The organism is Staphylococcus sp. EG-SA-18, assembly GCF_017151825.1.
GTDB lineage: Bacteria > Bacillota > Bacilli > Staphylococcales > Staphylococcaceae > Staphylococcus > Staphylococcus aureus.
Window position 1 is genome coordinate 59,433 of record NZ_JACYVY010000064.1, and the last position, 25,513, is coordinate 84,945.

Here is a 25,513-nt window from a genome sequence, read left to right on the forward strand (position 1 = left end):
GAAAAACCATTAAAATGTTAAGTTGTTAATTATTAGATACAACCAGCATTTTAATGGTTTTATTTTTAACTTTGTAGTTCTTGGAATGTTTGAACGATTAAATAGACATTTAAAATACTTAGAATAATAATAAGTGTCCATGAAATGATATTAACCCATGTTTTATTATAGAAAGGTCCCATCAAGTCTTTATTACTAGTAGCCAATTGTAATGGTATTAAACAGAATGGCAGAGCAATACTTAAAAATACTTGAGAGAATACAAGTAGTTGCTCAATTTTAGCTGCATTACCTTTAAAAATGATTAAGCATACGATAACAGGAATGACAGCAAGGGAACGTGTAATTAAACGTCTTAACCAATTTGGTATGTGTAATCTTAAAAATCCTTCCATTACAATTTGTCCTGCTAAAGTACCAGTAATCGTTGAATTTTGACCTGACGCTAATAATGCAACTGCAAATAATGTACTCATGATTGCACCCATTGTTGCACCTAGTACAGGTTCAGTTTTTAAGGCGTGATATAAATCATAGAAACCACCTAAATCGTCAGCGTTTGAGTTGAAAAATAGTGATGCACCTAACACTAATAATAAGCAATTGACTACAAATGCGATTGATAACTGAATGTTCGAATCTATCGTAGCAAATTTAATCGCTTGCGCCTTTTCTTCATTGTTATGTCTTGAGTATGTTCTAGATTGTACAATTGATGAATGTAAGTACAAATTATGAGGCATAATTGTAGCGCCAATAATACCTAATGCAATATAGAGAATGCCGTTATTTGTAATGATTTCACTATGTGGTATAAATCCATTTAACACAGCATTCAACTGTGGTGATGAAATATAGACTTCAAATATAAAGATGAATAACACTGTGAAAATTAATGTACCAACAATAGCTTCAATTTTTCTAAAACCATATTTCATTATAAATAGTAGTAAAAATACATCAAGTACAGTTATTAGTGCACCGACGATTAAAGGTATGTTAAATAGGAGATTAAGAGCAATAGCACTACCAATAACCTCAGCAATATCTGTAGCGATAATTGCTAGTTCTGCAATGATCCAAAAGATTATAGCAATAGGTCTTGATAAATAATGTCGTGTCATTTGAGCTAAGTCCATACCTGTTGCTATTCCTAATCTCACTGTCATGCTTTGAAGTAACATTGCTGATAAACTTGAAATAAGAATTACGAATAGCAAAGTATAGCCATATTGCGCGCCACCTTGCATTGATGTTATCCAGTTTCCGGGATCCATGTAACCAACAGCGACTAATAACCCAGGCCCAAGAAATGATAAAAATTTCTGTTTATTTGAACTGCGATGATCGAATTTAATTGTATTGTTTATTTCGTCTAAACTTAATTGTTCATTTGTTGAATGTCGTTTATTATTCATTTTGACTCACCTCTACTTCTTATGGACAATATAATAACCTAATAAAATGTTTAGGTCAACCTAAATTTATTTTAATTTTTTTAAAAGTATGAATTATTATGTTGAACGTTCGATTTAATATTAAGAAAAAAGAGCACGAAATCATGGATGTGATTAAGTGCTCTATTATTTAAACAAAGTTATTTATGCAGAATAAAATGGTAAGAACTGATCGAAGGTTTCTTCTAAAAATGCAATAAATGCTTTGTCACTTTTTAATCTTTTATCTTGTGGTGTGATTGCACGCGCTATAAAGAATTCACCTTTTTTCACATTGATGGCTCTTTGTATCGCTTCTTTTAAATCATCATCCGTTAAATCTTTAATAAATGGTTTATCAGGTTTCATATGATCTAAGCAAACACGATAATCATCAGGTAATTGTTGAATAGCTTTAAAGTTTCTTTCAAAAACTTTTGCACGTGTTGCTTTATCTTTTGCTTCATGCATGATTCCAAACATAACAAACAGTTGATCTTCAAACATACCAATTTGGAAATGAGGTAACATTTTATAGCCTCTTTTGTTTGTTGCAAAAGCAACCCATGTATCTTTAGGAGGATTCACACTTCTTCTAGCATGCTTTGCTACGTGAGGATAAAATGTTTCACCAGTTTGACTTGTAAAGAAGTCACTAAAATATTCTCCTAATTCATGGAGTTGTGGTCGTATGTATTCGTTTAAAGCTTCCATTCGTGCGTCTAAGCCTTCTACGTTGAACGCTTTGAAATCTTTAGGTTTAAATGTATATTTTGTCATAGAGTACCTCCTGTATAGTGTTTAAAAATATTGTAGCATATGTTTTATCAATTGCGGCTTAAGACGCTCTCATTAAAATTAGTATTTTCATTTTTATCATAAGAAGTTATTTTTATAAAATGTTGATGTATAATAAAGATGTTAGGAGATGATGTTATGGCACTTTATGGATTTGCCCAAGGACTTATTCAAGAAGCAGGAATTAGAATTAAACAATTGATGGAGCAAAATTTAACAATTGAAACAAAGTCAAATCCGAATGACCTTGTTACAAATGTAGATAAAGCAACAGAAGATTTTATTTTTGATACAATTTTAGAAACATATCCCAATCATCAAGTATTAGGTGAAGAAGGGCATGGTCATGACATCGATACTTCCAAAGGTACGGTATGGGTTGTTGACCCAATAGACGGTACATTGAATTTTGTTCATCAACAAGAAAATTTCGCAATTTCAATTGGTATTTATATCGATGGTAAACCTTATGCAGGTTTTGTATATGATGTTATGGCTGATGTCTTATATCATGCTAAAGTAGGGGAAGGTGCATATCGTGGTAGCCAACCCTTGAAACCATTGAATGATTCTAATCTAAGACAAAGCATTATTGGGATCAATCCGAACTGGTTAACTAAACCAATTTTAGGAGAAATCTTTAAAGAAATTGTTAATGATTCTAGAAGTGCAAGGGCATATGGTAGTGCAGCGCTTGAAATCGTTTCAGTTGCTACAGGTAATTTAGAAGCATATATGACGCCAAGACTTCAACCATGGGATTTTGCTGGCGGATTGGTTATTTTATATGAAGTAAATGGACAAGCTTCCAATTTACTAGGAGAACCATTAACAATTAGTGGTCCAAATTCAATCTTAGTTGGAAATCGTGGTCTCCATCAAGAAATTAGCAATGATTATTTAGAGCCCCACCATGATGCGTTAATACAATTACATGAACAACGATTTAAAAGAAAATCAAAATAATTACCAAAAGCGTAATATGTAGTCCTAACAATTAGGTAACATATTACGCTTTTATACCTTAAATAATAAAAACACGCGCCAATATAAAACCAGTTAAATGTTCATCATGAACATGTGTGGTCTTAAATCAACGCGTGTTATTGTCGATATAACTTATAGCCAATCGTTTTCTCGATATTTTTTCTTTGTAGTAAATCCAATTCCAAAGGTTGCAACGAGTAATATAAATGTTAAAATCATCATTGGTACATTTGATGCACCAACAGCAAAACTAAATAATAGTAAGAAAACAACAGCTAATATAGAAAATACCCAAAAGATATTTTTAGATTTTTTTTGTTTCATCCTATCCCCACCTTTTGCTTATCTTTTCTCAATTATATGATATAATAAAAAAGTTGTAATTAAAAGTGGGATTTTACTTAAGAAAGAAGGAAACTATTTATATGACTAATAAAAGAGAAGATGTCCGCAATATAGCAATTATTGCTCACGTTGACCATGGTAAAACAACTTTAGTAGATGAGTTGTTAAAACAATCTGGTATATTCAGAGAAAATGAACATGTCGATGAACGTGCAATGGACTCTAACGATATCGAAAGAGAGCGTGGAATTACGATTCTAGCCAAAAATACGGCTGTTGATTATAAAGGTACACGTATTAATATTTTGGATACACCAGGACATGCAGACTTTGGTGGAGAAGTAGAACGTATTATGAAAATGGTTGATGGGGTTGTCTTAGTAGTAGATGCGTATGAAGGTACAATGCCTCAAACACGTTTTGTACTTAAAAAAGCGCTAGAACAAAACCTGAAACCTGTTGTTGTTGTTAATAAAATTGATAAACCATCAGCACGTCCAGAGGGTGTTGTAGATGAAGTTTTAGATTTATTTATTGAATTAGAAGCAAACGATGAACAATTAGAATTCCCTGTTGTTTATGCTTCAGCAGTAAATGGAACAGCTAGCTTAGATCCTGAAAAACAAGATGATAATTTACAATCATTATATGAAACAATTATTGATTATGTACCAGCTCCAATTGATAACAGTGATGAGCCATTACAATTCCAAGTAGCATTGTTGGACTACAATGATTATGTTGGACGTATTGGTATTGGTCGTGTATTCAGAGGTAAAATGCGTGTCGGAGATAATGTATCACTAATTAAATTAGACGGTACAGTGAAAAACTTCCGTGTAACTAAAATCTTTGGTTACTTTGGATTAAAACGTTTAGAAATTGAAGAAGCACAAGCTGGAGATTTAATTGCTGTTTCAGGTATGGAAGACATTAATGTTGGTGAAACTGTAACACCACATGACCATCAAGAAGCATTGCCAGTTCTACGTATTGATGAGCCTACTCTTGAAATGACATTTAAAGTTAACAATTCTCCATTTGCTGGCCGTGAAGGTGACTTTGTAACAGCGCGTCAAATTCAAGAACGTTTAAATCAACAATTAGAAACAGATGTATCTTTGAAAGTTTCTAACACAGATTCTCCAGATACATGGGTAGTTGCTGGTCGCGGTGAATTGCATTTATCAATCCTTATTGAAAATATGCGTCGTGAAGGTTATGAATTACAAGTTTCAAAACCACAAGTAATTATTAAAGAAATAGATGGTGTAATGTGTGAACCATTTGAACGTGTGCAATGTGAAGTGCCACAAGAAAATGCAGGTGCTGTTATTGAATCATTAGGTGCACGTAAAGGTGAAATGGTTGATATGACTACAACTGATAATGGACTTACACGTTTAATCTTTAATGTACCGGCTCGTGGTATGATTGGTTATACGACTGAATTTATGTCAATGACAAGAGGTTACGGTATTATTAACCATACATTTGAAGAATTTAGACCACGTATTAAAGCACAAATTGGCGGTCGTCGTAATGGTGCATTAATTTCAATGGATCAAGGTTCTGCAAGTACTTATGCCATTTTGGGACTTGAAGATAGAGGTGTAAACTTCATGGAACCTGGTACTGAAGTTTATGAAGGTATGATTGTTGGTGAACATAATCGTGAAAATGATTTAACTGTTAACATCACTAAAACAAAACATCAAACTAACGTACGTTCTGCAACGAAAGACCAAACACAAACAATGAATAGACCGCGTATTCTAACATTGGAAGAAGCGTTACAATTCATTAATGATGATGAACTTGTTGAGGTTACACCAGAAAGCATACGTTTAAGAAAGAAAATTTTAAACAAAAATGTTCGTGAAAAAGAAGCAAAGCGTATCAAACAAATGATGCAAGAAAACGAATAATTTAACATAATAAAAGAGAAGCTGAGCGATGAAAGTTGCTTAGCTTCTCTTTTGGCATATAATATTTGAAAAAGTGTTTAAATGCTATTATTTCCTGTTACTTTCACATTTTCAAATTTCTAACTTGTTTATTCAGATATTAATCGAGCGGATAGTGTTGCGCACGTTGTTTAGGTGTGTCTAATCGACTTTTACAATCATCACACATAAATGTTCGAATAGGATTGTTTTTAAGTCGTTTAGACTCAGTTGTGCGCTCATCTATAAATACTTTTGCATCACAGATAATGCATTGCACTTGTCTCAAATTAAATCACCTCAATATGAGTTACATGGTTGATTCGATATGAATAACCATCTTCTTGATTGTAAATAAAACTATCTACACCATTATCGCTGTAAAGTCGTTTACCGTCTTTTGCAAATTGGAAAAATAAATAGGGTAATAGATCTATCGGTATATCTAAATGATCATGCTCATTTGATAATCGAATAGTAGTTGCAGAGTCATGTGGTTCGGAATGTTTGAAAAAAGGTGTCATATTAATGACAAATGAACCTTCTAACATGGCACGTTTTTTATATTTTATTTCTGAATTTAAAGTAGGCGGATTAGTTTGTCCTTCTAGGATAGCACGATTCCATTCATGATTATCTTCAAAGTCGATTGGTTTTGAACCATCAAATACACCTTTTTCTAAATCTTCGATGCTAACTTTTCTATCATCGAAAATCCAAGTCGTACTATCTAATGTTATAGGAAACTTTATGGCTCCTTTAATTTGTATCATTTTCCCACTCCCTATCAATGTATATAGCATTATTTTAACACAAATTGCTAACGACACATTTTAAATCTACTTGCTTTTTAATATTTAGTAAGATAAACTTTTAGTAAGACTTGAGAATTTATATAGAGGGGGAGCGTGTCATGGCGAAACAAGCAACAATGAAAAATGCAGCTTTGAAACAATTGACTAAAGATGCTGATGAAATCTTGCATCTGATTAAAGTTCAACTAGATAATTTAACATTACCTTCATGCCCATTATATGAAGAAGTACTAGATACACAAATGTTTGGACTTCAAAAAGAAGTTGATTTTGCTGTTAAATTAGGTTTAGTTGACCGCGAAGATGGCAAACAAATTATGTTACGTCTTGAGAAAGAACTTTCAAAATTACATGAAGCTTTTACACTTGTTTAAGGTTTAATATATAAGCATATTAAAATGGCGTGAGATATCGACAATTGAGCTGCGCCGATTTTATATTTATAGTTTAATTACTGATTAAAGTGGCTGTTATGTTGTCTTCTTGATGACATGTCAGTCACTTTTATTGGGTTTTAGCAATTCACGATATTAAGTAAACAAATATTCTATAAATTACCTCAAGAGACCTGTTAATATTTGTGATTATGACTGTGTCATGTATATAATAAGTAACATGGATTTTTAAAATTAAAGTATAAAACGAAATCATTTGAAGTATAAATTGTAGAATTGGATGACTGAATATATGAAGAATTTTAGAAGTATTTTACGGTATATTGGTAAAACCTCAAAGTTTATTGATTATCCGTTATTAGTTACATATATTGTATTGAGTTTAATTGGATTAGTGATGGTATATAGTGCAAGTATGGTTCCAGCAACTAAAGGCACATTGACTGGTGGTATCGATGTTCCAGGAACGTATTTTTACAACCGACAATTAGCATATGTCATAATGAGTTTTATAATTGTATTTTTTATTGCATTTTTAATGAATGTTAAATTACTGAGTAATATTAAAGTGCAAAAAGGTATGATTATAACTATCGTCTCACTATTATTACTGACGTTAGTAATAGGTAAAGATATTAATGGTTCTAAAAGTTGGATAAACTTAGGATTTATGAACTTACAGGCATCTGAGTTATTAAAAATTGCAATCATATTATATATCCCATTTATGATCAGTAAAAAAATGCCTAGAGTATTAAGTAAACCAAAATTAATTTTAAGTCCTATTGTATTAGCATTAGGTTGTACGTTTTTAGTTTTCCTACAAAAAGACGTAGGGCAAACATTACTAATATTAATTATTTTAGTTGCGATCATTTTTTATTCAGGAATTGGGGTAAACAAAGTCCTAAGATTTGGTATACCAGCAGTACTAGGATTCTTAGTAGTATTTGTCATTGCATTAATGGCTGGTTGGTTACCAAGTTATTTAACTGCCAGATTTAGTACGCTAACAGATCCATTCCAATTCGAATCAGGAACTGGATACCATATTTCCAATTCATTGCTTGCGATAGGTAACGGTGGCGTATTTGGAAAAGGATTAGGAAATAGTGCAATGAAATTGGGCTATTTACCAGAACCACATACAGATTTTATTTTTGCAATTATTTGCGAAGAATTAGGTTTAATCGGAGGATTGCTAGTTATTACTTTAGAGTTCTTTATTGTATATCGTGCCTTCCAGTTTGCAAATAAAACATCATCATATTTTTATAAACTTGTGTGTGTTGGGATTGCCACATACTTTGGAAGTCAAACGTTTGTAAACATTGGCGGTATTTCGGCAACAATTCCATTAACTGGTGTGCCATTGCCATTTATCAGCTTTGGTGGATCATCAATGATTAGTTTAAGTATTGCTATGGGATTACTTCTGATTGTAGGTAAACAAATCAAAGTAGACCAGCAACGAAAGAAACAACAACAAAAAGTTGATATAAGAAGACAATTTAATTAAAAAAATACTAGCCAATATTTAGTACGAGATGACTTCTGTCATTAAGCAATGCTAAACATTGGCTATTTATATACTCTTTGTCAAATTGGACTGATGAGTTCAATAACGGAAGTTAGGCAACCAAACAACGCTTAACTTCCTTTTTGTTTTGATATTACGAGATTACTCATGATTATCAAATTTTATAAACAAAACAACGTATAATTATAACTAAATTTTATGACTAAAAATTACTAAATGTGGTGGCGAAATTAGAATCATGATGATAAGATAAAGTTATCGCTATTGATAATAAATGTTGATGTTTTGCAATTTTATTTTTAATTTTTTAGAGTTGTAGAAATCGAAAATGTTTCACAACAAAAACGTGAACTACCTGTTGTTGCATAGTCATTTTTGAAATTATTATTTCTGAAGCGGAGGTTTTAATTGTCTCAAGAATGTTAAATTTTGAAAATTTGAAACATAACTATAGCAAAACAGAGCGCTTTAAGATAAAATTTTATTATCTAATTAGTTAGAAAATTCTAATAGTTTGAGGAGTGTATCGCTATTGAAACAAATAAAAAAGTTACTTGTTGCTAACCGTGGAGAAATTGCAATTCGTATATTCAGAGCGGCGGCAGAATTAGACATCAGCACAGTTGCAATTTATTCGAATGAAGACAAAAGTTCATTACATAGATATAAAGCAGATGAATCCTATTTAGTTGGAAGTGATTTAGGTCCTGCTGAAAGTTATTTAAATATTGAGCGTATCATTGATGTAGCAAAACAAGCGAATGTGGATGCGATTCATCCTGGCTATGGATTTTTAAGTGAAAATGAACAATTTGCGCGTCGTTGTGCAGAAGAAGGAATTAAATTTATTGGTCCTCATTTAGAACATTTAGATATGTTTGGAGATAAAGTTAAAGCTCGTACAACGGCTATCAAGGCAGATTTACCAGTTATTCCTGGTACAGACGGTCCAATTAAATCATATGAATTAGCAAAAGAATTTGCAGAAGAAGCTGGTTTCCCGCTAATGATTAAGGCCACAAGTGGTGGCGGCGGTAAAGGTATGAGAATCGTTCGTGAAGAAAGTGAATTAGAAGATGCTTTCCATAGAGCAAAATCAGAAGCTGAAAAATCATTTGGTAATAGTGAAGTTTACATAGAGAGATACATTGATAATCCAAAGCATATTGAAGTACAAGTTATAGGTGACGAATATGGAAATATCGTACACTTATTTGAACGTGATTGTTCAGTACAACGTCGTCATCAAAAAGTTGTAGAAGTTGCACCATCAGTTGGATTATCACCAACATTACGTCAACGTATTTGTGATGCTGCAATTCAATTGATGGAAAATATTAAATATGTCAATGCAGGTACTGTTGAATTTCTAGTATCTGGTGACGAATTCTTCTTTATAGAAGTTAACCCTCGTGTACAAGTTGAGCATACAATTACAGAGATGGTAACAGGAATTGATATTGTTAAGACACAAATTTTAGTTGCAGCAGGTGCCGATTTATTTGGTGAAGAAATTAATATGCCGCAACAAAAAGATATTACAACATTGGGCTATGCCATCCAATGTCGTATTACAACAGAAGATCCGTTAAATGATTTCATGCCGGATACTGGAACAATCATTGCTTATCGTTCAAGCGGTGGCTTTGGTGTACGTCTCGATGCTGGAGATGGTTTCCAAGGTGCTGAGATATCACCTTATTATGATTCATTACTCGTAAAATTATCTACACACGCGATATCATTTAAACAAGCAGAAGAAAAAATGGTACGTTCATTACGAGAAATGCGTATTCGTGGTGTTAAAACTAATATTCCATTCTTAATTAATGTAATGAAGAATAAAAAGTTCACAAGTGGTGATTACACAACTAAATTTATTGAAGAAACACCAGAACTTTTCGACATTCAGCCGTCTCTAGATAGAGGTACTAAAACATTAGAATATATAGGTAATGTAACAATTAATGGTTTCCCAAATGTTGAGAAACGTCCGAAACCAGACTATGAATTAGCATCAATTCCAACTGTATCTTCAAGTAAAATCGCTTCATTTAGTGGTACGAAACAATTGCTTGATGAAGTAGGTCCAAAAGGTGTAGCTGAATGGGTTAAAAAGCAGGATGATGTTTTACTAACAGATACAACCTTTAGAGATGCACACCAATCATTATTAGCTACACGAGTTAGAACTAAGGATATGATTAATATCGCATCCAAAACAGCGGACGTATTTAAAGATGGTTTCTCACTTGAAATGTGGGGCGGTGCTACATTTGATGTGGCATATAATTTCTTGAAGGAAAACCCATGGGAACGACTTGAACGTCTACGTAAAGCTATTCCAAATGTATTATTCCAAATGTTGTTACGTGCTTCAAACGCAGTTGGTTATAAAAACTATCCTGATAATGTTATTCATAAATTCGTACAAGAAAGTGCTAAAGCAGGCATAGATGTCTTTAGAATTTTCGATTCTTTAAACTGGGTAGATCAAATGAAAGTTGCCAATGAAGCAGTACAAGAAGCGGGCAAAATCTCTGAAGGTACTATTTGTTATACAGGTGACATTTTAAATCCTGAGCGATCAAACATTTATACTTTAGAGTATTATGTCAAACTAGCTAAAGAGTTAGAACGTGAAGGTTTCCATATTTTAGCGATTAAAGATATGGCAGGCTTATTAAAACCTAAAGCCGCTTACGAATTGATTGGTGAGTTAAAATCAGCTGTAGATTTACCAATTCATCTTCACACTCATGATACAAGTGGTAATGGTTTATTAACATACAAACAAGCAATAGATGCTGGTGTCGATATCATTGATACTGCTGTTGCTTCAATGAGTGGTTTAACAAGTCAGCCAAGCGCCAATTCGTTATATTATGCATTAAATGGCTTCCCACGCCACCTTAGAACTGATATTGAAGGTATGGAGTCACTTAGTCATTATTGGTCAACTGTACGTACTTATTATTCAGACTTTGAAAGTGATATCAAATCACCGAATACTGAAATTTATCAACATGAAATGCCTGGTGGACAGTATTCGAATTTAAGTCAACAAGCTAAAAGTTTAGGTTTAGGCGAAAGATTTGATGAAGTCAAAGATATGTATCGCAGAGTGAATTTCTTATTTGGTGATATCGTAAAAGTAACTCCATCGTCTAAAGTAGTTGGTGATATGGCACTTTATATGGTACAAAATGATCTTGATGAACAATCCGTGATTACAGATGGCTATAAATTAGATTTCCCAGAATCAGTAGTGTCGTTCTTCAAAGGCGAAATAGGACAACCTGTAAATGGTTTTAATAAAGATTTACAAGCGGTTATTTTAAAAGGCCAAGAAGCACTAACAGCTCGTCCAGGTGAATATCTAGAGCCAGTTGATTTTGAAAAAGTCCGTGAGTTGCTTGAAGAAGAGCAACAAGGTCCTGTTACGGAGCAAGATATTATTAGTTATGTATTATATCCAAAAGTATATGAACAATATATTCAAACTAGAAATCAATACGGAAACTTATCGTTACTTGATACGCCTACATTCTTCTTTGGAATGCGTAATGGTGAAACAGTAGAAATCGAAATCGATAAGGGTAAACGATTAATTATTAAACTAGAAACGATTAGTGAACCAGATGAAAATGGTAATAGAACGATTTACTATGCGATGAATGGTCAAGCGAGACGTATTTACATTAAAGATGAGAATGTGCATACAAATGCGAACGTTAAGCCAAAAGCAGATAAGAGTAATCCAAGTCATATCGGTGCGCAAATGCCAGGTTCAGTAACTGAAGTCAAGGTTAGTGTAGGTGAATCTGTGAAAGCTAACCAGCCGTTGCTAATTACTGAAGCTATGAAAATGGAAACAACAATTCAAGCACCATTTGACGGTGTGATTAAACAAGTAACTGTAAATAATGGTGACACAATAGCGACAGGCGATTTATTAATCGAAATTGAAAAAGCAACTGACTAAAATGATTAAAATAAAACGAGATTACACAACAATTGACGTGTAATCTCGTTTTTACATGGCTTAGGTTTAATTTTAAATATTGATATAAAAAACCGTAATTTTAATGGGCGTGCCATTAAAATTACGGTTTGCTTTTTTGTTATTGCTTGTCACTTCTTACTGATCGTAACATTAGCATGATAAAGTATGTTGTCATACCAAATAAATAAGTGATAAATAATGCATGGAAAAGTGCGATTAGCAGGTTAACATTTGTCATAATAGATAATGCACCTGTGATAACTTGTAATATAACAAGTATAAATGCAGCTGTATAACCATAATGAACAGTACGGTTATTTGGATAATTTTTAACAGCGTGAATATAAGTAATCATAATAATCGTAAACACTATAAAAGCCATGATACGATGCGTGAGTTGAACCCAATCTTGTTCTGAATGTGGTACAAGATCGTGGAATGGCAATGGCCAACCACCATATGCTAAACTTGCATCCGCATGTCTCACTAGTGCACCAGTATAAACACCACAATAAATGATGATTGCCATTAACCATGTTAAACGTCTTAATGGCTTTTTGATATATAATTCGTCAGCTTCATATTTTTGATCTATAGAGAAAATAATCAATGTTATTAAAAATACAGATGAGAAACTGATTAATGATATACCAAAGTGCAATGCTAAAACGTAATCGTTTTGTTGCCAAATAACAGCAGCAGCTCCGATTAATGCTTGCAATAATAAGAATCCAACACTAATGATTGATAAAGGTTTAATTTCTTTAATATAGCCTATATGTTTCCATGCAGTGATAACTAACCATAAGACCATTAATAAAGACAAAGCTGAAACGGCTCTATGACTTAACTCAATAATCGTATCAATAGGAAAGAATTCTGGAATCAACGCACCATGACATAGTGGCCAAGAAGAACCACAACCATCAGCTGATCCGGTTTTGGTAACTAAGGCTCCACCAAGTTGTACAAATGTCATCATTAACGTTGCTACGACACCTAACCATTTTAAATTCTTTTTGCCAAACAATTTATACACCCCATCATAAAAAAACGCATCACTGAGAATTAGAATTAATAGCCGGATTTGAGATGATACTATAAATTGACCTGATTGTAGGATATGAAAAGATGGGATCCAACGCAGGAAATATGATTTAATTTTACAAGTATTGTATGTGGACGACATAAAAAGAACTTAATCGTAATGATTTTTTTATTGGGATAATTATGTAATCCACGTTTACTCAAATTTGAAGCTTAAATATTAATCTCTTTTAGATGCATGATTCTACTTATTAAAATTTTCTAACATATACATTATAGCAATAAATTAAATGTTATTTGTGTCACAAAATTGACATTTTCTCTTGTCGTTAATTTGTCACAATTTAATTTTATTAAACCTAGTCTTTTTATGCAATCTAAGATATCATAATCTTATATGAACAAATTTAAGGAGGGGGATTATGAGCAAAGAGCATACTTTGTCACAAAATATTAGCAGAGTTAACTTCAAAGAATTGCAACAGATAATTAAAATGGGACTTGTTCAAGGTAACTTAATTCCGGCTTTTGCGGGCGCATGGCTAGCAGTTGTAATGACAAATCATTCCTTCTTATCATCAATACCTCAAATTTTATTAATGCTATTAGGATCTACTTTAATTATGGGTGGCGCATGTGCGTTAAATAATTATTACGACCAAGATATTGATCGTATTATGCCTAGTAAACAAAATAGACCAACTGTAAATAATAGAATTACAGATCAAAATTTATTATTATTAAGTTTTGGTATGATGTTAGTTGGAGAAATTTGTTTGTTTTTATTGAATATACCATCAGGCGTACTTGGTCTTATGGGGATTGTAGGTTATGTGTCTTATTACTCAATATGGTCTAAAAGACATACAACATGGAACACAGTGATTGGGAGTTTTCCTGGAGCAGTACCACCACTAATTGGATGGGTTGCAATTGAAGGACAAATTAGTTTAACAGCGATTGCGCTGTTTTTAGTTGTATTTTGTTGGCAACCAATTCATTTTTATGCCTTAGCTATTAAACGTAAAGATGAATATGCACTTGCAAATATTCCAATGTTACCATCAGTTAAAGGCTTTAAACGTACACGTGTCAGTATGTTTATCTGGTTGATTATTTTATTGCCAGTACCTTTATTACTAATAAATTTAGGTGTCGTATTCGTAGTGTTAGCTACATTATTAAATTTAGGATGGATTGCATTAGGTTTAACAACATTTAAGAAAAATTCAGATCAAACAAAATGGGCAACACAAATGTTTATATATTCACTAAATTATTTAGTGATCTTTTTCGTGTTAGCTGTGATTGTTTCATTACTTACTTTGATCTAGATTAATTAAGTTAGGATGAAAAATATGGGCGTTCCAATTTTACCAACGATTAGTACGACATGTATTGTCATTAGTGCAATTTTAATTGCCATTGGTTGGAGACTTATTTGGAAAAGGGAAATAAATAAACACAAAAATGTTATGTTAGCTGCAGCTGTTTTTGCTTTAACTTTTTTCTTAATCTATGCAAGTAGAACGATTTTCATCGGTAATACAGCATTTGGCGGACCAGCATCAATTAAGAAATATTATACGATTTTCTTATTTTTCCACATTAATTTAGCAACAATTGGTGGTATTCTAGGCCTAGTTCAAATTATTACTGCATTTAAAGATAAATATAATGTACACCGCAAATTCGGGCCATTCGCTTCAGTTATATGGTTCTGTACTGCAATTACAGGTGTAGCAGTTTACTTATTATTATATGTATTATATCCAGGTGGAGAAACGACATCACTGATTAAAGCAACATTTGGTCATTAATATGCTTATACAAATGATACTAATCTGATAAGGCAATTTGTTTTATCAGGTTTTTTGATGAAGAATAGTCGGACAGTTGATGGTATTCATTTGATACCTTAACTGTCCATTTTTTTATACATATTTTAATCCTAATAATGAAATTCAACCTGAAAACATAAAGATAGGTTATGATATAGAGTGTAGGGAAAATCTTTATGACGTTAAAATTATGCCTGAAGATGATTTTGTTTCATCGAAACGACACAGTTATGTCAGTGTTGAAAATTTGCTAATTAATGTGTTGTTTTTTACAATAGTATTAATACTTTTTAGGTGGTTGATTGATGAAAAAGTTAATTATAAGAGTCGTCGGTGTATTATTTTTAGTTGGATTTTTAATATATCTTTTTTATTCACCGAGATTAAAATTTGATGTATTAGAGAACCCGAATAAAGGTAATAAAGTAAATAGATCTGAACAGGTGAATAAATCAAATAACCATGCTGAAAATCCAAAGCCTAAAGAAGGTGTTGGTACATGGGTAGGTAAAGATATTAAAGTGCTTACTTCTAAATTTGGACAAGCAGATCGTGTCTACCCTTTTAGAGATGGTTACAAAAATTATGTGTTTAAAGACAAAAACAGTTATTACATTGTTTCAACTAAACGTGAAGAAATCGTTTCAGTGTATGCTACAGGTGAGAAAGTCAATGTTAGTCCGTTAAAAATAGGACAACATTCTGCAGAAATTTTTAATCATACAAGTATTAATCCAGAACCGTCCTTTAAAGTTGATGGTAAAAAATATGAATTTGAACTTTCAGATGAAGATTTAAAAACACAAACACTGATTAAATATGGCGACATATATGCACAAGTGTATTCTGATCAACAATCGAAAAAGGTGCTAAGTGTACGATTTTTAACAAAAGAAATGTTAGCAGATATTGAACCTTATCAATTAAATTCTAATTCTACGTCAGAAGAGCATAATAAGCGTCCAGTTGAGCAAAATCCAAATCAATTAATTTCTCTTTATGAAGTAACGAATGAAATGAGAAAATTAAAAGGATTAAAACCATTGAAAATCAATAGCGATTTAGCACATATTGCATCTAATAACTTATATGAAGCGACCTCTAATGGTTCTGATAGTGTTGAATTTACAGAGGACGCATTAAGAGGGCAATTAGATAAAAATCACGTTACTTATAAAACAACTGCTCAAAATGTTGGTTATGCGTTTAATGATGTACCAACATTAATCCATAGTTGGATGAATTCAGATATACATCGATCTCGTCTATTAAATTCAAAATACGATGAGATGGGTGGAGATGTAATGAGAGATTATTATTCACTAATTTTCTTAGAAAAATAACAATGAGGGGTATTTATGATTAATGAAGCTTCACTAGCGATATTAGATGATATTGATGAACTAGCTGATATGATAGTTGCATCAGATATTTATGCATCATTTGAGCAAGCTAAACAGGCGCTCGAAAACAATGACGAAGCACATTTACTTTATCAATCATTTTTAAAATCAAAAGAGAAATATGATGAAGTAATGCGTTTCGGGAAATATCATCCTGATTATAAGAAAGTCATGTTAGAGACAAGACAACGCAAAAGAGCATATGAGATGCTTGACGTTGTGATGCATTACAAAGCTAGGGAAATGGCACTTCAACATTTAATTGATGAAGTTGTTACGAAAATTGCGTACGCTGTTTCAGAGCATGTCAAAATAGAAACAGGTAATCCATTCTTTCAAACATCACATAGTGGTTGTGCGACGGGCGGATCCTGTAATTGTTCATTATAAAAAACATCGAGTCAGAAAAAGGTGGTTATTGAAACCACTAACTAGCATCTGACTCGATGTTTTTATTTATTCGGGATTGTTTGTTTGAATTGTTGTGCTAAATCTGGTCGATCTGTCACAATCGTGTGTGCACCTTTTTGGTATAAATCATTCATCAGATCTATACTATTTACGCCATAATAGCCTGGAATGATATTCATATCATTTAACCATTTGATAAAACGAGATGAAGTCAAATCAATGCCTTTAAAATGAGTAGGCATTTGGAACGTTTGTGCTAATGGTTGGTAGTATCTACCACCTAATAAATGATATTTTAAAAATGCTTCTGTAACTTCCTGTTGGCTAGCACCAATTGCGACGGATCCTTGTGCAATTTTATTAAAACGAACGATTTGTTCTTTATAAAAACTTGTCACAAGAACGCGGTCAAATGCTTGATTTTCTGCAATTGTATCAAACATAATTTGTGGTGCGATTGAGCCTTCATAGGATTCAGGAGCATCTTTTAAGTCTACGTTTATATACATATCAGGATATTGCTTCAGCAACTCATCGAAGGTTAGTATAGCTGTGTGTGCATGACCACGATATGGTGTTAGTCCATTGATATCTTTGAAGTGATAAGCTGCGTCTAATTTCTTTAATTCTGCTAATGTATGGGCACTAACTTTTCCAGAGCCGTTCGTCGTTCTATCAACAGTTGCGTCATGAAAAACGATAAGCTGTTGATCTTTTGTGAGTCTCACATCCGTTTCAAAGCCATCAACGCCTAATTGTTTAGCATAGTCAAATGCAAGTTGCGTTTGCTCTGGTCTTAAAGCCATACCACCGCGATGCGCAAATATATATGGTGCATTGCCTTTGAAAAAAGCAGGGATGGTTTGCTTTTTAGTACTCACTTTATTTTTATTGATCATTAATAGACTACTTACAAATCCAGCACCGACTAGTACCGCATTTAAAATGTTTCTGTTTACTTTTTTCATAGAAAATTCCTCCTCGTTTACTTTTATAGCTTAACAAAATCATAGTTCTGACTACAGTGAAATGTGTGGTTAATCAAATAGTGATGCTCTTGAGAATTGAATTAATATAATGATGTTTAATATAATCTAAATACATTTATCGAGCAATTACACAAGACATATTTAAGGTAGCTTAATATTTTAAAATTAATAAAGACATGATATGATTAATGCTGAAAATAAATGGAGTGAGGTTTAAATGAATTTAATCCCAAGAACTAGTATTGTAGTTTATTTAAAACATATGAAACATGAACGACAAATCCGAAAATATGGACATATCGTTCATTCAAATAGAGATCGTAAATTTGTAATTATGTATGTGAATGAGCAAGATGTTGATCAAATTGTACATAAACTAATGCAACTTAAATACGTTAGACACATTGATGGCTCACCATATAAATACTTAAAGAAAACTTACGAAAAAGAGAAACACGAAATATATAATTAATATTATTGAAGTTCTGGTATCCATTTTTGGAGCCTTAACACACTAATTAAATAATTATAATATAACGATAAATCATGAAATGCTTGAGGGGGCTGTACATCGATACCTAAAATTGGTATGTCGAATTTTTCAGCACAATCATTAATCATTTGAAACTTTTTATTTGAATCTGGATATGGATATTTAATAGCGTTAATCATGATATAAAATGCTTGGAAATGATTGCCAGTTGTAGGGTTCATAATGATTGCTACAGATGACTTTTTATTTTCAGCTTGTGGTGAATGAAAATAGATAATTTTATCAATACGTTGATGGTTATATTCAATCATCGTCATGAATTCGAACAAATCTGTTAGACCTTCACCAAGTGTAATAAATGTTTGTTTCATTGGTTTATCATTCTCCTTTTTCTCAATAAATTATATTAAATAACTAAATGAATTGGAAGTGTGAACAACATGCGCGTCATTGCAGGTAAACATAAAAGTAAAGCTTTAGAAAGTATGGAAGGCCGTAATACGAGACCAACTATGGATAAAGTTAAAGAAGGTATCTTTAATAGTTTATATGATGTGTCAGGTATAGGTTTAGATTTATTTGCAGGAAGTGGGGCGCTTGGAATAGAAGCACTCTCTCGAGGTATGGATAAGGTAATCTTTGTTGATCAAAATTTTAAAGCTGTAAAAGTTATTAAATCAAATCTTGCGAATTTGGATTTAGAGGCACAATCTGAAGTTTATAAAAATAATGCAGATAGAGCTTTAAAAGCATTGTCAAAACGGGATATTCAATTTGATGTCATTTTCTTAGATCCACCTTATAATAAAGGTCTCATTGATAAAGCTTTAAAACTAATTTCAGAGTTTAATTTATTGAAAGAAAATGGTATCATCGTTTGTGAATTTAGCAATCATGAAGAAATAGACTATCAACCGTTTAATATGATTAAACGTTACCATTATGGGTTGACAGACACATTGTTATTAGAAAAGGGAGAATAGCATGGAACATACAATAGCGGTCATTCCGGGTAGTTTTGACCCCATTACTTATGGTCATTTAGACATTATTGAGAGAAGTACAGATAGATTTGATGAAATTCATGTCTGTGTTCTTAAAAATAGTAAAAAAGAAGGTACGTTTAGTTTAGAAGAGCGTATGGATTTAATTGAACAATCTGTTAAACATTTACCTAATGTCAAGGTTCATCAATTTAGTGGTTTACTAGTCGATTATTGTGAACAAGTAGGAGCTAAAACAATCATACGTGGTTTAAGAGCAGTCAGTGATTTTGAATATGAATTACGCTTAACTTCAATGAATAAAAAGTTGAACAATGAAATTGAAACGTTATATATGATGTCTAGTACTAATTATTCATTTATAAGTTCAAGTATTGTTAAAGAAGTTGCAGCTTATCGAGCAGATATTTCTGAATTCGTTCCACCTTATGTTGAAAAGGCATTGAAGAAGAAATTTAAGTAATAAAAATAACAGTATTTTAGGTTTATCATGGTTTACAATCCTAAAATACTGTTTTCATTTGTTAACGATATTGCTGTATGACAGGCGTGTTGAAATCTGTTTGTTGTTGCCCGCTTATTGCATTGTATATGTGTGTTGCTTTGATTTCATTTGTGAAGTAATGTGCATTGCTTTTGTTAATATTGGTTATATATTGTCTTTCTGGGAACGCTGTTTTTAAATGCTTTAAATATTGTCTGCCACGGTCGTTCATCGCTAATACTTTAACTGCGTGAATGTTACTCGTAACATCTGTAGGTTTAATGTTTAATAATACATTCATTAACAGTCTTTGGATATGCGTATATGTATAACGCTTTGTTTTTAGTAATTTTACAAAATGATGAAAATCAGTTGCTTCATAAATGTTAGATTTCAAACGATTTTCAAAACCTTCAGTAACAGTATAAATATTTTTTAATGAATCTGTAGTCATAGCTATGATTTGATATTTCAAATATGGAAATATTTGATTTAATGTTATATGAGGTGTTACGTACAAGTGTTGAATATCTTTAGGTACCACATGATGCCAATGATCATCTTGACTAATGATTGATGTTCTAATAGATGTACCACTTGCAAACTGATGGTGTTGAATTAATGAATCATGATGTTGAGCATTTTCTCGTTTGATAGAAATTGCATTGATGTTTTTAGCATTTTTAGCAATTGCTTTCAGGTAACTAATACCAAGTATGTTGTTAGGACTTGCTAGTGCTTCATGATGCTCTAATAATTCGCTAATGATACGAGGGTAGCTTTTACCTTCTTTTACTTTTTGTGAAAAGGATTCAGATTGTTCAATTTCATTAATGCTGTGTGCTAATTGCTTTAATGTTTTGATATCATTATTTTCACTACCAAATGCAATTGTATCGACACTCATATAATCTGCGACTTTAACTGCTAGTTCGGCAAAATGATCGCCAGATGATAAACTGGCAGTTGCTGGTAGTTCGATAACTAAATCAGCTGTTGATAACGCCATTTTTGCACGAGTAAACTTATTATAGATTGCTGGTTCGCCACGCATGACAAAGTTACCACTCATTATTGCAATAGTAACGTCAGCATTTGTAAGTTTTTTAGATTGATTAATATGATATTGATGCCCATTATGAAAGGGATTATATTCTGTGATTAAGCCAACGCTTTTCATTTGCAATTCGTCCTTTCGGTATTCATTATTAATATTGTAACAGAACATGATATGTTAAGAAAAAATCTTGACAACTTGTTCTTAGAAAGTTAAAATAAATTTTGTGCTTGTTAGAGGTGAAGCCATATGAAATGGTCAATTACGCAATTAAGGAAATATCAAGGTAAGCCATTTGAATTTGATCAAACGGTGAGTTTTGACAATTTAAAAGAATCATTAGATTTAATTGATTTATCTCCAATTACAATCCAAGGTCAGTTAACCATTAAGTCAACAGAAGTCGTTGCGGATATTCACATTACTGGAACGTATACAATGCCTTGTGCACGTACTCTTGTACCAGTAAAAGTCCCACTAGATGTAACTACTACAGAAGTATTTGATTTAGAAGGGTACAATCAGTATAACGATGATCAAGATGATGTAGATGAACACTATCACATTATTAAAGATGGTATGGTTAATCTTCAGGATATTGTCGAGGATATAGTTATTATTGAGAAACCAATGAGAGCTTATTCAGAGCAAAGTGACCAAATGTTGACAGTAGGTAATGGTTGGGAAGTAATCGATGAGGATCAATTAGATGAGCTTGCTAAACAGCAAGAACAAGATGATTCAGAATCACGACAAGTTGATCCAAGGCTTCAAAAATTACAACAATTATATGATAAAGAGCAATAAGTAGTTTAATTAATGATATAATGTTGTTAATTAAACTAACATTTAGTATTTTTCGTTTATAATCTAAGGAGGATATATCATGGCAGTACCAAAAAGAAGAACTTCTAAAACTAGAAAAAACAAACGTCGTACGCATTTCAAAATTTCAGTACCAGGTATGACTGAATGCCCAAACTGTGGCGAATACAAATTATCACACCGTGTATGTAAAAACTGTGGTTCTTACAATGGCGAAGAAGTAGCAGCTAAATAATTTTAGTTACTCAATATAAAAAGTCCCGCTTAAAATGATTGTTTTAAGTGGGACTTTTTATATTGCGAAAAATAATTGGCGAACGAGGTAACTGGATACCTCATCCGCCAATTAAAATTTGTTAATTTAATAATTAAATATAAAGACGATTTATTAGTTTTTACGTTTTCTAGGTAATACGAATGCAACGATGCTACTTAAAGCTAATAATGCCATTAATGGTAATGTCATATCTTTATTTGATTCTTCACCAGTTTGTGGTAATGATTTTGCTTTATTTTCTTGTGTATTTTTATTGTTTTGGCTTTGAGTGTGTCCATCATTTGTGTTTTTAATGTTTGCTTTTTGTAATGGAGCACTATCTTTTGCTTCGCTAGAACCTGCTGAAGTTTGAACAACATCTTTTGTTGTTTTTGATGAAGCAGTTGTTGGTTTTGCAACATTTTGAGTCGTAGATACTACCTTAGTTGGAGTTGTACTACTTGATTCTACTTCACCTTTAGTTGGTTTTGTAGCAGGCGTTTTGTCTTTACCTGACTCACTAGATGCGTCATTTTCTTTTTCAACACTTGGTAATTGTTTATTGTCATCTTTTTGGCTGTCTTGTTTTTGTGATTCTTTTTCAACAGGTGATGGTGTTGGTTTGCTAGGCGTAGCTGGAGTAGCTTCCTTCTTAGCTGAGTTATCTTGTTGTTCTTTTTTGTTAGATTTATCGGTATTGGCTTTTGTAAATGCTTCTTTATCAACGATTCTGACATGGTATTGTCCATCATAATCAATCGTTTTTACGTGAACTTTAACGATAGCATCATATAGAGTTTTACCTTCAACATATGGGAAAATAATTGTTCTAGTATTATTTTTAGCATCTTTGCTTATAGTTCTAACACGTTGACCTTCAACCATGAAATCTTTCCAGTAATCGTCATTAGTAGTTTCCATGACCATATATTTTTTGCCGTTAAGCATACCTGTTTTAATAGGGTGTTTAACAAAAGTATCCATCATAGATTCGTTATTCTCAACACTTTCATAAACAACATATTTTGTATCTTGTAAATCAGTCATTTTTTCATTTGTTGGTTGTACTTTTTGGAATTCAGTAATAGCTGATTTCACTTGCTCATCTAAAGCTTTCTTTGTATCCTCTAATTTCTTCTTGTACTCAGCCTTTAATTTTTCAGGAAGTTTATCTTGAATTTTATTTAATTCATAAACTTGTCTTTCTAGTGTTTTCGCTTTTTTATATGGCGCTAATAATTTTTCAGCTTTATAATCTTCTTCAGTTTTGAATTTATCTGCACTGTTATAAATTGGTTGTGCGAATTCCATTAATGTGTAATCGTATTTTTCTTCTTTGTTATTGAAGTGTGTTGAACTAACAATTTTAACAGCTTTTGTTCCGTTTGATACAGAGAAGCGAATGTAAGCATAATCTTTAACAGTATCGTATGATACTAATTTAATTGGCAACTTTTTGTCACCTTCATAAACTTCAAATTTTCTCCAAAATTGACCTGATTGTAATCCTAATTCAATTTCTGGTTTTGAATCAGTGAAAATAACTCTAGCAGGTTTAACAGAACTTGCATAATGATAAAACTGTTGAGTTCCATCTTTCTTTTTCATTTCAAAATCAATTGGACGAGAGTTTGGTGCGCTATGATCTTTGTCTTTTATTGCAGGGTTTTTAATCGCTTCTCTAAGTTCCTGATTCAAAATAGGATATGTATTGTTAGTGGCTTTTGCTGCTGGTTTAACTTCTTTTGTTTCCTTAGGGGCTTTAACTTCTTTAACTTCTTTAGCTTCTTTTGTTTCAGAAGTAGGAGCCTCAACTTCTTTATTAGATACTGAGACAGCATTAGCTACTGGTTTAGTTTCTGGAGCTTTTTCAGATGTTGTTGTTGGACTTGCAACTGCTTCAGTTTTTGGTTGTGCTTCTGTATTTGTACCACCTGTTTCTTCAGCTGCTGCTTGTGCTTCGCCATTTGACATTAATAATAAAAGTGTACTAATTGCTACAGATGCAACGCCTAGTGATGACTTTCTAATTGAATAAAATGATTTAAATTCTTTTTGCTGTTTGTTCATGTTGTAAAAACAACTCCTAATTGTATATTATCAACTGATAATCATTATCAATTGATTACTTGTATTGTACATTGAAATGGTAGTTAATTGCAACGTTATTTTATAAAAAAATAACCTATGTTATAGATTATGAAATATCTATGACATAGGTTAAATAAAATTTAAAATAAAAAATATATTAAGTTATGAGTGTGACGATGATTTATTTAGATTCTTTTCTTTTGAAAAGTAATAAAGATAATGAACCTAAAAGGGCAAGTGTTGCGAAGGCAACTGTGCTAATAAAGTTATCAACTGAAGTTAAACCAGTTTTTGGTAATTCTTTAGCTTTAGATGCTTGTTTAGGCGTTTCGTTATGTTTTGTAACTTTGTTAGTTTGTTGTGATTTATTATCACTTACAGCTTGATTGTTGCTTTCAGATTTCGCTGTTGCAACATCTTTAACAGGTGTTTGAACTTTATTTTGTTCTTGAGCAGTTTGTGCTGTTTTAACTGTATGAGCAGTTTGTGTTTTAGTTTGATCTTTTGTTGTGTCAGTACTTACAACTTTAGTAGAGTGATTGTCTTCAACTTTGCTTGTTGTAGTTACAGTAGGTTTAACTTTTTCAACTTTAGGTTGAACTGGTTTAGTTTGCTCAGTAGGTGTTTTAGGTTGAGCTGGTTTTGGTTGAACCGGTTTAACATTGTTTGGTTTTGCTGCGTCAGCTAATGTAGGAATTGCCTTTTCAAATTCCAAATGCGTAGTATATCTATGATTGTAATTAATTTGTGGCACGACAATATGTACTTTAGTAGTTAAGCTCTTATATCCAGGTTCAACTGCAACATTGATTGTTCTAGTATCCGCTTTTTTATTATCGTTAACAACAGTTGTTGCTAATTCTTGATTGTTTGCATTGTAAAATTTGTATTCTTTCCAGAATGATGCATTGTTTAACACGGTTTGGAAATAATATTTATTATTTTGTTTAATTACTTTACCAGGGTGTTGCATATAGTCATCCATGTGTGACTTCTCTGAAGAGCCATCTTTTTGCACTTGGAAATTAATTGGTTGTGATGTTGCTTGAGAAACTTGTGTGCTTTGATTATTAGTTGCGTTCGTAGCTTCTGTTGCCGCATTGACTTGTTGGCTGTCTGCGCCTATGTATACAAGGGAACCTAAAATGATAGATGCTGTACCCATTGTAATCTTTTTCATAGCTGATGAACGTTGTTCTGATTGATACTTACTGTTTAAATAATGTTTTGTCATGTTGTTTTCCTCCTAAGGATACAAATTATGTGTTGTTATATGAGATGATTAACCATTGCAATTGATAATGGTTATCAATTATACTAGCACATCTATTTTCGTATAACAAT

Annotated in this window: 25 protein-coding genes; 14 read left to right on the top strand and 11 right to left on the bottom strand. The window is 32.3% G+C overall.

Features of this window, described 5'->3' with window-relative positions; translation table 11 throughout:
* Window positions 1–65 precede the first annotated feature (65 nt).
* Both IDG66_RS12300 and IDG66_RS12305 read right to left on the bottom strand, forming a co-directional pair.
* The gene (locus IDG66_RS12300) at window positions 66–1,418 is read right to left on the bottom strand and encodes an Nramp family divalent metal transporter (protein WP_001060842.1); all 1,353 of its coding nucleotides are present in this window, start codon (window positions 1,416–1,418) and stop codon (window positions 66–68) included.
* Between the two features lie 183 nt (window positions 1,419–1,601).
* Window positions 1,602–2,216, bottom strand: a complete 615-nt coding sequence (locus IDG66_RS12305; RefSeq protein WP_000170601.1) for a YktB family protein — start codon at window positions 2,214–2,216, stop codon at window positions 1,602–1,604.
* Window positions 2,217–2,372: 156 nt separating this feature from the next.
* Between IDG66_RS12305 and IDG66_RS12310 the strand changes: the two genes are divergently transcribed.
* Entirely contained in the window at window positions 2,373–3,200 is an 828-nt protein-coding gene (locus tag IDG66_RS12310) for an inositol monophosphatase family protein (protein WP_001240316.1), read from the top strand.
* 153 nt (window positions 3,201–3,353) lie between these two features.
* Here IDG66_RS12310 and IDG66_RS12315 read toward each other — a convergent pair whose 3' ends face one another.
* Entirely contained in the window at window positions 3,354–3,545 is a 192-nt protein-coding gene (locus tag IDG66_RS12315) for a DUF5325 family protein (protein WP_206172204.1), read from the bottom strand.
* A gap of 101 nt (window positions 3,546–3,646) precedes the next feature.
* Here IDG66_RS12315 and typA point away from each other — a divergent pair, with 101 nt between their 5' ends.
* Window positions 3,647–5,494, top strand: a complete 1,848-nt coding sequence (gene typA / locus IDG66_RS12320; RefSeq protein ID WP_000182654.1) for a translational GTPase TypA — start codon at window positions 3,647–3,649, stop codon at window positions 5,492–5,494.
* Between the two features lie 139 nt (window positions 5,495–5,633).
* On the opposite strand, the gene IDG66_RS12325 is transcribed toward typA, so the two are convergent.
* Both IDG66_RS12325 and IDG66_RS12330 read right to left on the bottom strand, forming a co-directional pair.
* The gene (locus tag IDG66_RS12325; RefSeq protein ID WP_001250275.1) at window positions 5,634–5,801 is read right to left on the bottom strand and encodes a YlaI family protein; all 168 of its coding nucleotides are present in this window, start codon (window positions 5,799–5,801) and stop codon (window positions 5,634–5,636) included.
* A 1-nt stretch (window position 5,802) separates the two neighbouring features.
* Window positions 5,803–6,285 carry a hypothetical protein gene (locus IDG66_RS12330; protein ID WP_183139263.1) on the bottom strand — a complete coding sequence of 161 codons (483 nt, stop codon included), beginning with the start codon at window positions 6,283–6,285 and terminating at the stop codon, window positions 5,803–5,805.
* Window positions 6,286–6,425: 140 nt separating this feature from the next.
* Between IDG66_RS12330 and IDG66_RS12335 the strand changes: the two genes are divergently transcribed.
* The 3 genes from IDG66_RS12335 (at window position 6,426) to IDG66_RS12345 (ending at window position 12,247) form a co-directional block, all read left to right on the top strand.
* Window positions 6,426–6,701 (top strand): Fpa/YlaN family protein, encoded by a 276-nt coding sequence (locus IDG66_RS12335; RefSeq protein ID WP_001118417.1) that lies wholly within the window; start codon window positions 6,426–6,428, stop codon window positions 6,699–6,701.
* Between the two features lie 313 nt (window positions 6,702–7,014).
* The gene (ftsW, locus tag IDG66_RS12340) at window positions 7,015–8,241 is read left to right on the top strand and encodes a cell division peptidoglycan polymerase FtsW (RefSeq protein ID WP_000787940.1); all 1,227 of its coding nucleotides are present in this window, start codon (window positions 7,015–7,017) and stop codon (window positions 8,239–8,241) included.
* 553 nt (window positions 8,242–8,794) lie between these two features.
* Complete coding sequence (locus tag IDG66_RS12345; protein WP_000809529.1) at window positions 8,795–12,247, top strand: pyruvate carboxylase; 3,453 nt, start codon at window positions 8,795–8,797, stop codon at window positions 12,245–12,247.
* Between the two features lie 139 nt (window positions 12,248–12,386).
* Here the strand turns inward: IDG66_RS12345 and IDG66_RS12350 are convergent, their stop codons facing one another.
* Window positions 12,387–13,298, bottom strand: a complete 912-nt coding sequence (locus tag IDG66_RS12350; RefSeq protein WP_000467124.1) for a COX15/CtaA family protein — start codon at window positions 13,296–13,298, stop codon at window positions 12,387–12,389.
* A gap of 439 nt (window positions 13,299–13,737) precedes the next feature.
* On the opposite strand from IDG66_RS12350, the gene cyoE reads away from it, so the two are divergent.
* The 4 genes from cyoE (at window position 13,738) to IDG66_RS12370 (ending at window position 16,949) form a co-directional block, all read left to right on the top strand.
* A complete protein-coding gene (cyoE, locus tag IDG66_RS12355) occupies window positions 13,738–14,649 on the top strand; it encodes a heme o synthase (protein WP_000031403.1) in 912 nt (303 codons plus the stop codon).
* Between the two features lie 24 nt (window positions 14,650–14,673).
* On the top strand, window positions 14,674–15,135 hold the full coding sequence (locus tag IDG66_RS12360; RefSeq protein ID WP_000538766.1) for a DUF420 domain-containing protein: 462 nt from the start codon (window positions 14,674–14,676) through the stop codon (window positions 15,133–15,135).
* Between the two features lie 326 nt (window positions 15,136–15,461).
* A complete protein-coding gene (locus IDG66_RS12365; protein WP_000733409.1) occupies window positions 15,462–16,499 on the top strand; it encodes a CAP-associated domain-containing protein in 1,038 nt (345 codons plus the stop codon).
* A 15-nt stretch (window positions 16,500–16,514) separates the two neighbouring features.
* The gene (locus IDG66_RS12370; RefSeq protein WP_000606480.1) at window positions 16,515–16,949 is read left to right on the top strand and encodes a YlbF/YmcA family competence regulator; all 435 of its coding nucleotides are present in this window, start codon (window positions 16,515–16,517) and stop codon (window positions 16,947–16,949) included.
* A gap of 62 nt (window positions 16,950–17,011) precedes the next feature.
* Here IDG66_RS12370 and IDG66_RS12375 read toward each other — a convergent pair whose 3' ends face one another.
* Window positions 17,012–17,938, bottom strand: a complete 927-nt coding sequence (locus tag IDG66_RS12375; RefSeq protein WP_000757597.1) for a glycerophosphodiester phosphodiesterase — start codon at window positions 17,936–17,938, stop codon at window positions 17,012–17,014.
* Window positions 17,939–18,176: 238 nt separating this feature from the next.
* Between IDG66_RS12375 and IDG66_RS12380 the strand changes: the two genes are divergently transcribed.
* Window positions 18,177–18,431: a YlbG family protein gene (locus IDG66_RS12380; protein ID WP_001049150.1), complete on the top strand. Its 255-nt coding sequence runs from the start codon at window positions 18,177–18,179 to the stop codon at window positions 18,429–18,431.
* Between the two features lie 2 nt (window positions 18,432–18,433).
* Here the strand turns inward: IDG66_RS12380 and IDG66_RS12385 are convergent, their stop codons facing one another.
* Window positions 18,434–18,823, bottom strand: a complete 390-nt coding sequence (locus IDG66_RS12385) for a DUF7147 family protein (protein WP_000814565.1) — start codon at window positions 18,821–18,823, stop codon at window positions 18,434–18,436.
* A 69-nt stretch (window positions 18,824–18,892) separates the two neighbouring features.
* Here IDG66_RS12385 and rsmD point away from each other — a divergent pair, with 69 nt between their 5' ends.
* Both rsmD and coaD read left to right on the top strand, forming a co-directional pair.
* Window positions 18,893–19,435 carry a 16S rRNA (guanine(966)-N(2))-methyltransferase RsmD gene (gene rsmD / locus IDG66_RS12390; RefSeq protein ID WP_001263796.1) on the top strand — a complete coding sequence of 181 codons (543 nt, stop codon included), beginning with the start codon at window positions 18,893–18,895 and terminating at the stop codon, window positions 19,433–19,435.
* A gap of 1 nt (window position 19,436) precedes the next feature.
* Window positions 19,437–19,919 carry a pantetheine-phosphate adenylyltransferase gene (coaD, locus tag IDG66_RS12395; RefSeq protein ID WP_000401377.1) on the top strand — a complete coding sequence of 161 codons (483 nt, stop codon included), beginning with the start codon at window positions 19,437–19,439 and terminating at the stop codon, window positions 19,917–19,919.
* A 61-nt stretch (window positions 19,920–19,980) separates the two neighbouring features.
* On the opposite strand, the gene IDG66_RS12400 is transcribed toward coaD, so the two are convergent.
* Window positions 19,981–21,120 (bottom strand): nucleotidyltransferase, encoded by a 1,140-nt coding sequence (locus IDG66_RS12400; RefSeq protein WP_000843611.1) that lies wholly within the window; start codon window positions 21,118–21,120, stop codon window positions 19,981–19,983.
* Window positions 21,121–21,246: 126 nt separating this feature from the next.
* Here IDG66_RS12400 and IDG66_RS12405 point away from each other — a divergent pair, with 126 nt between their 5' ends.
* Together IDG66_RS12405 and rpmF are read left to right on the top strand one after the other, a co-directional pair.
* Window positions 21,247–21,804 (top strand): YceD family protein, encoded by a 558-nt coding sequence (locus IDG66_RS12405; RefSeq protein ID WP_000872158.1) that lies wholly within the window; start codon window positions 21,247–21,249, stop codon window positions 21,802–21,804.
* Between the two features lie 79 nt (window positions 21,805–21,883).
* Window positions 21,884–22,057: a 50S ribosomal protein L32 gene (gene rpmF, locus IDG66_RS12410; RefSeq protein WP_000290472.1), complete on the top strand. Its 174-nt coding sequence runs from the start codon at window positions 21,884–21,886 to the stop codon at window positions 22,055–22,057.
* A 153-nt stretch (window positions 22,058–22,210) separates the two neighbouring features.
* Here the strand turns inward: rpmF and isdB are convergent, their stop codons facing one another.
* Window positions 22,211–24,148: a heme uptake protein IsdB gene (gene isdB / locus IDG66_RS12415; RefSeq protein ID WP_001041585.1), complete on the bottom strand. Its 1,938-nt coding sequence runs from the start codon at window positions 24,146–24,148 to the stop codon at window positions 22,211–22,213.
* 202 nt (window positions 24,149–24,350) lie between these two features.
* Window positions 24,351–25,403 carry an LPXTG-anchored heme-scavenging protein IsdA gene (gene isdA, locus IDG66_RS12420; RefSeq protein ID WP_000160859.1) on the bottom strand — a complete coding sequence of 351 codons (1,053 nt, stop codon included), beginning with the start codon at window positions 25,401–25,403 and terminating at the stop codon, window positions 24,351–24,353.
* Window positions 25,404–25,513 lie beyond the last annotated feature (110 nt).

Bases quoted from the DNA above. Each gene is read 5' to 3' on its own strand.
- IDG66_RS12380 (WP_001049150.1), top strand. From the start codon at position 18,177: ATGAATTTAATCCCAAGAACTAGTATTGTAGTTTATTTAAAACATATG.
- IDG66_RS12330 (WP_183139263.1), bottom strand. From the start codon at position 6,285: ATGATACAAATTAAAGGAGCCATAAAGTTTCCTATAACATTAGATAGT.
- IDG66_RS12385 (WP_000814565.1), bottom strand. From the start codon at position 18,823: ATGAAACAAACATTTATTACACTTGGTGAAGGTCTAACAGATTTGTTC.
- IDG66_RS12405 (WP_000872158.1), top strand. From the start codon at position 21,247: ATGAAATGGTCAATTACGCAATTAAGGAAATATCAAGGTAAGCCATTT.
- IDG66_RS12315 (WP_206172204.1), bottom strand. From the start codon at position 3,545: ATGAAACAAAAAAAATCTAAAAATATCTTTTGGGTATTTTCTATATTA.
- cyoE (WP_000031403.1), top strand. From the start codon at position 13,738: ATGAGCAAAGAGCATACTTTGTCACAAAATATTAGCAGAGTTAACTTC.
- IDG66_RS12375 (WP_000757597.1), bottom strand. From the start codon at position 17,938: ATGAAAAAAGTAAACAGAAACATTTTAAATGCGGTACTAGTCGGTGCT.
- IDG66_RS12335 (WP_001118417.1), top strand. From the start codon at position 6,426: ATGGCGAAACAAGCAACAATGAAAAATGCAGCTTTGAAACAATTGACT.
- isdA (WP_000160859.1), bottom strand. From the start codon at position 25,403: ATGACAAAACATTATTTAAACAGTAAGTATCAATCAGAACAACGTTCA.
- IDG66_RS12300 (WP_001060842.1), bottom strand. From the start codon at position 1,418: ATGAATAATAAACGACATTCAACAAATGAACAATTAAGTTTAGACGAA.
- coaD (WP_000401377.1), top strand. From the start codon at position 19,437: ATGGAACATACAATAGCGGTCATTCCGGGTAGTTTTGACCCCATTACT.
- IDG66_RS12370 (WP_000606480.1), top strand. From the start codon at position 16,515: ATGATTAATGAAGCTTCACTAGCGATATTAGATGATATTGATGAACTA.
- IDG66_RS12365 (WP_000733409.1), top strand. From the start codon at position 15,462: ATGAAAAAGTTAATTATAAGAGTCGTCGGTGTATTATTTTTAGTTGGA.
- isdB (WP_001041585.1), bottom strand. From the start codon at position 24,148: ATGAACAAACAGCAAAAAGAATTTAAATCATTTTATTCAATTAGAAAG.
- IDG66_RS12310 (WP_001240316.1), top strand. From the start codon at position 2,373: ATGGCACTTTATGGATTTGCCCAAGGACTTATTCAAGAAGCAGGAATT.
- IDG66_RS12400 (WP_000843611.1), bottom strand. From the start codon at position 21,120: ATGAAAAGCGTTGGCTTAATCACAGAATATAATCCCTTTCATAATGGG.
- IDG66_RS12360 (WP_000538766.1), top strand. From the start codon at position 14,674: ATGGGCGTTCCAATTTTACCAACGATTAGTACGACATGTATTGTCATT.
- rpmF (WP_000290472.1), top strand. From the start codon at position 21,884: ATGGCAGTACCAAAAAGAAGAACTTCTAAAACTAGAAAAAACAAACGT.
- ftsW (WP_000787940.1), top strand. From the start codon at position 7,015: ATGAAGAATTTTAGAAGTATTTTACGGTATATTGGTAAAACCTCAAAG.
- rsmD (WP_001263796.1), top strand. From the start codon at position 18,893: ATGCGCGTCATTGCAGGTAAACATAAAAGTAAAGCTTTAGAAAGTATG.
- IDG66_RS12305 (WP_000170601.1), bottom strand. From the start codon at position 2,216: ATGACAAAATATACATTTAAACCTAAAGATTTCAAAGCGTTCAACGTA.
- typA (WP_000182654.1), top strand. From the start codon at position 3,647: ATGACTAATAAAAGAGAAGATGTCCGCAATATAGCAATTATTGCTCAC.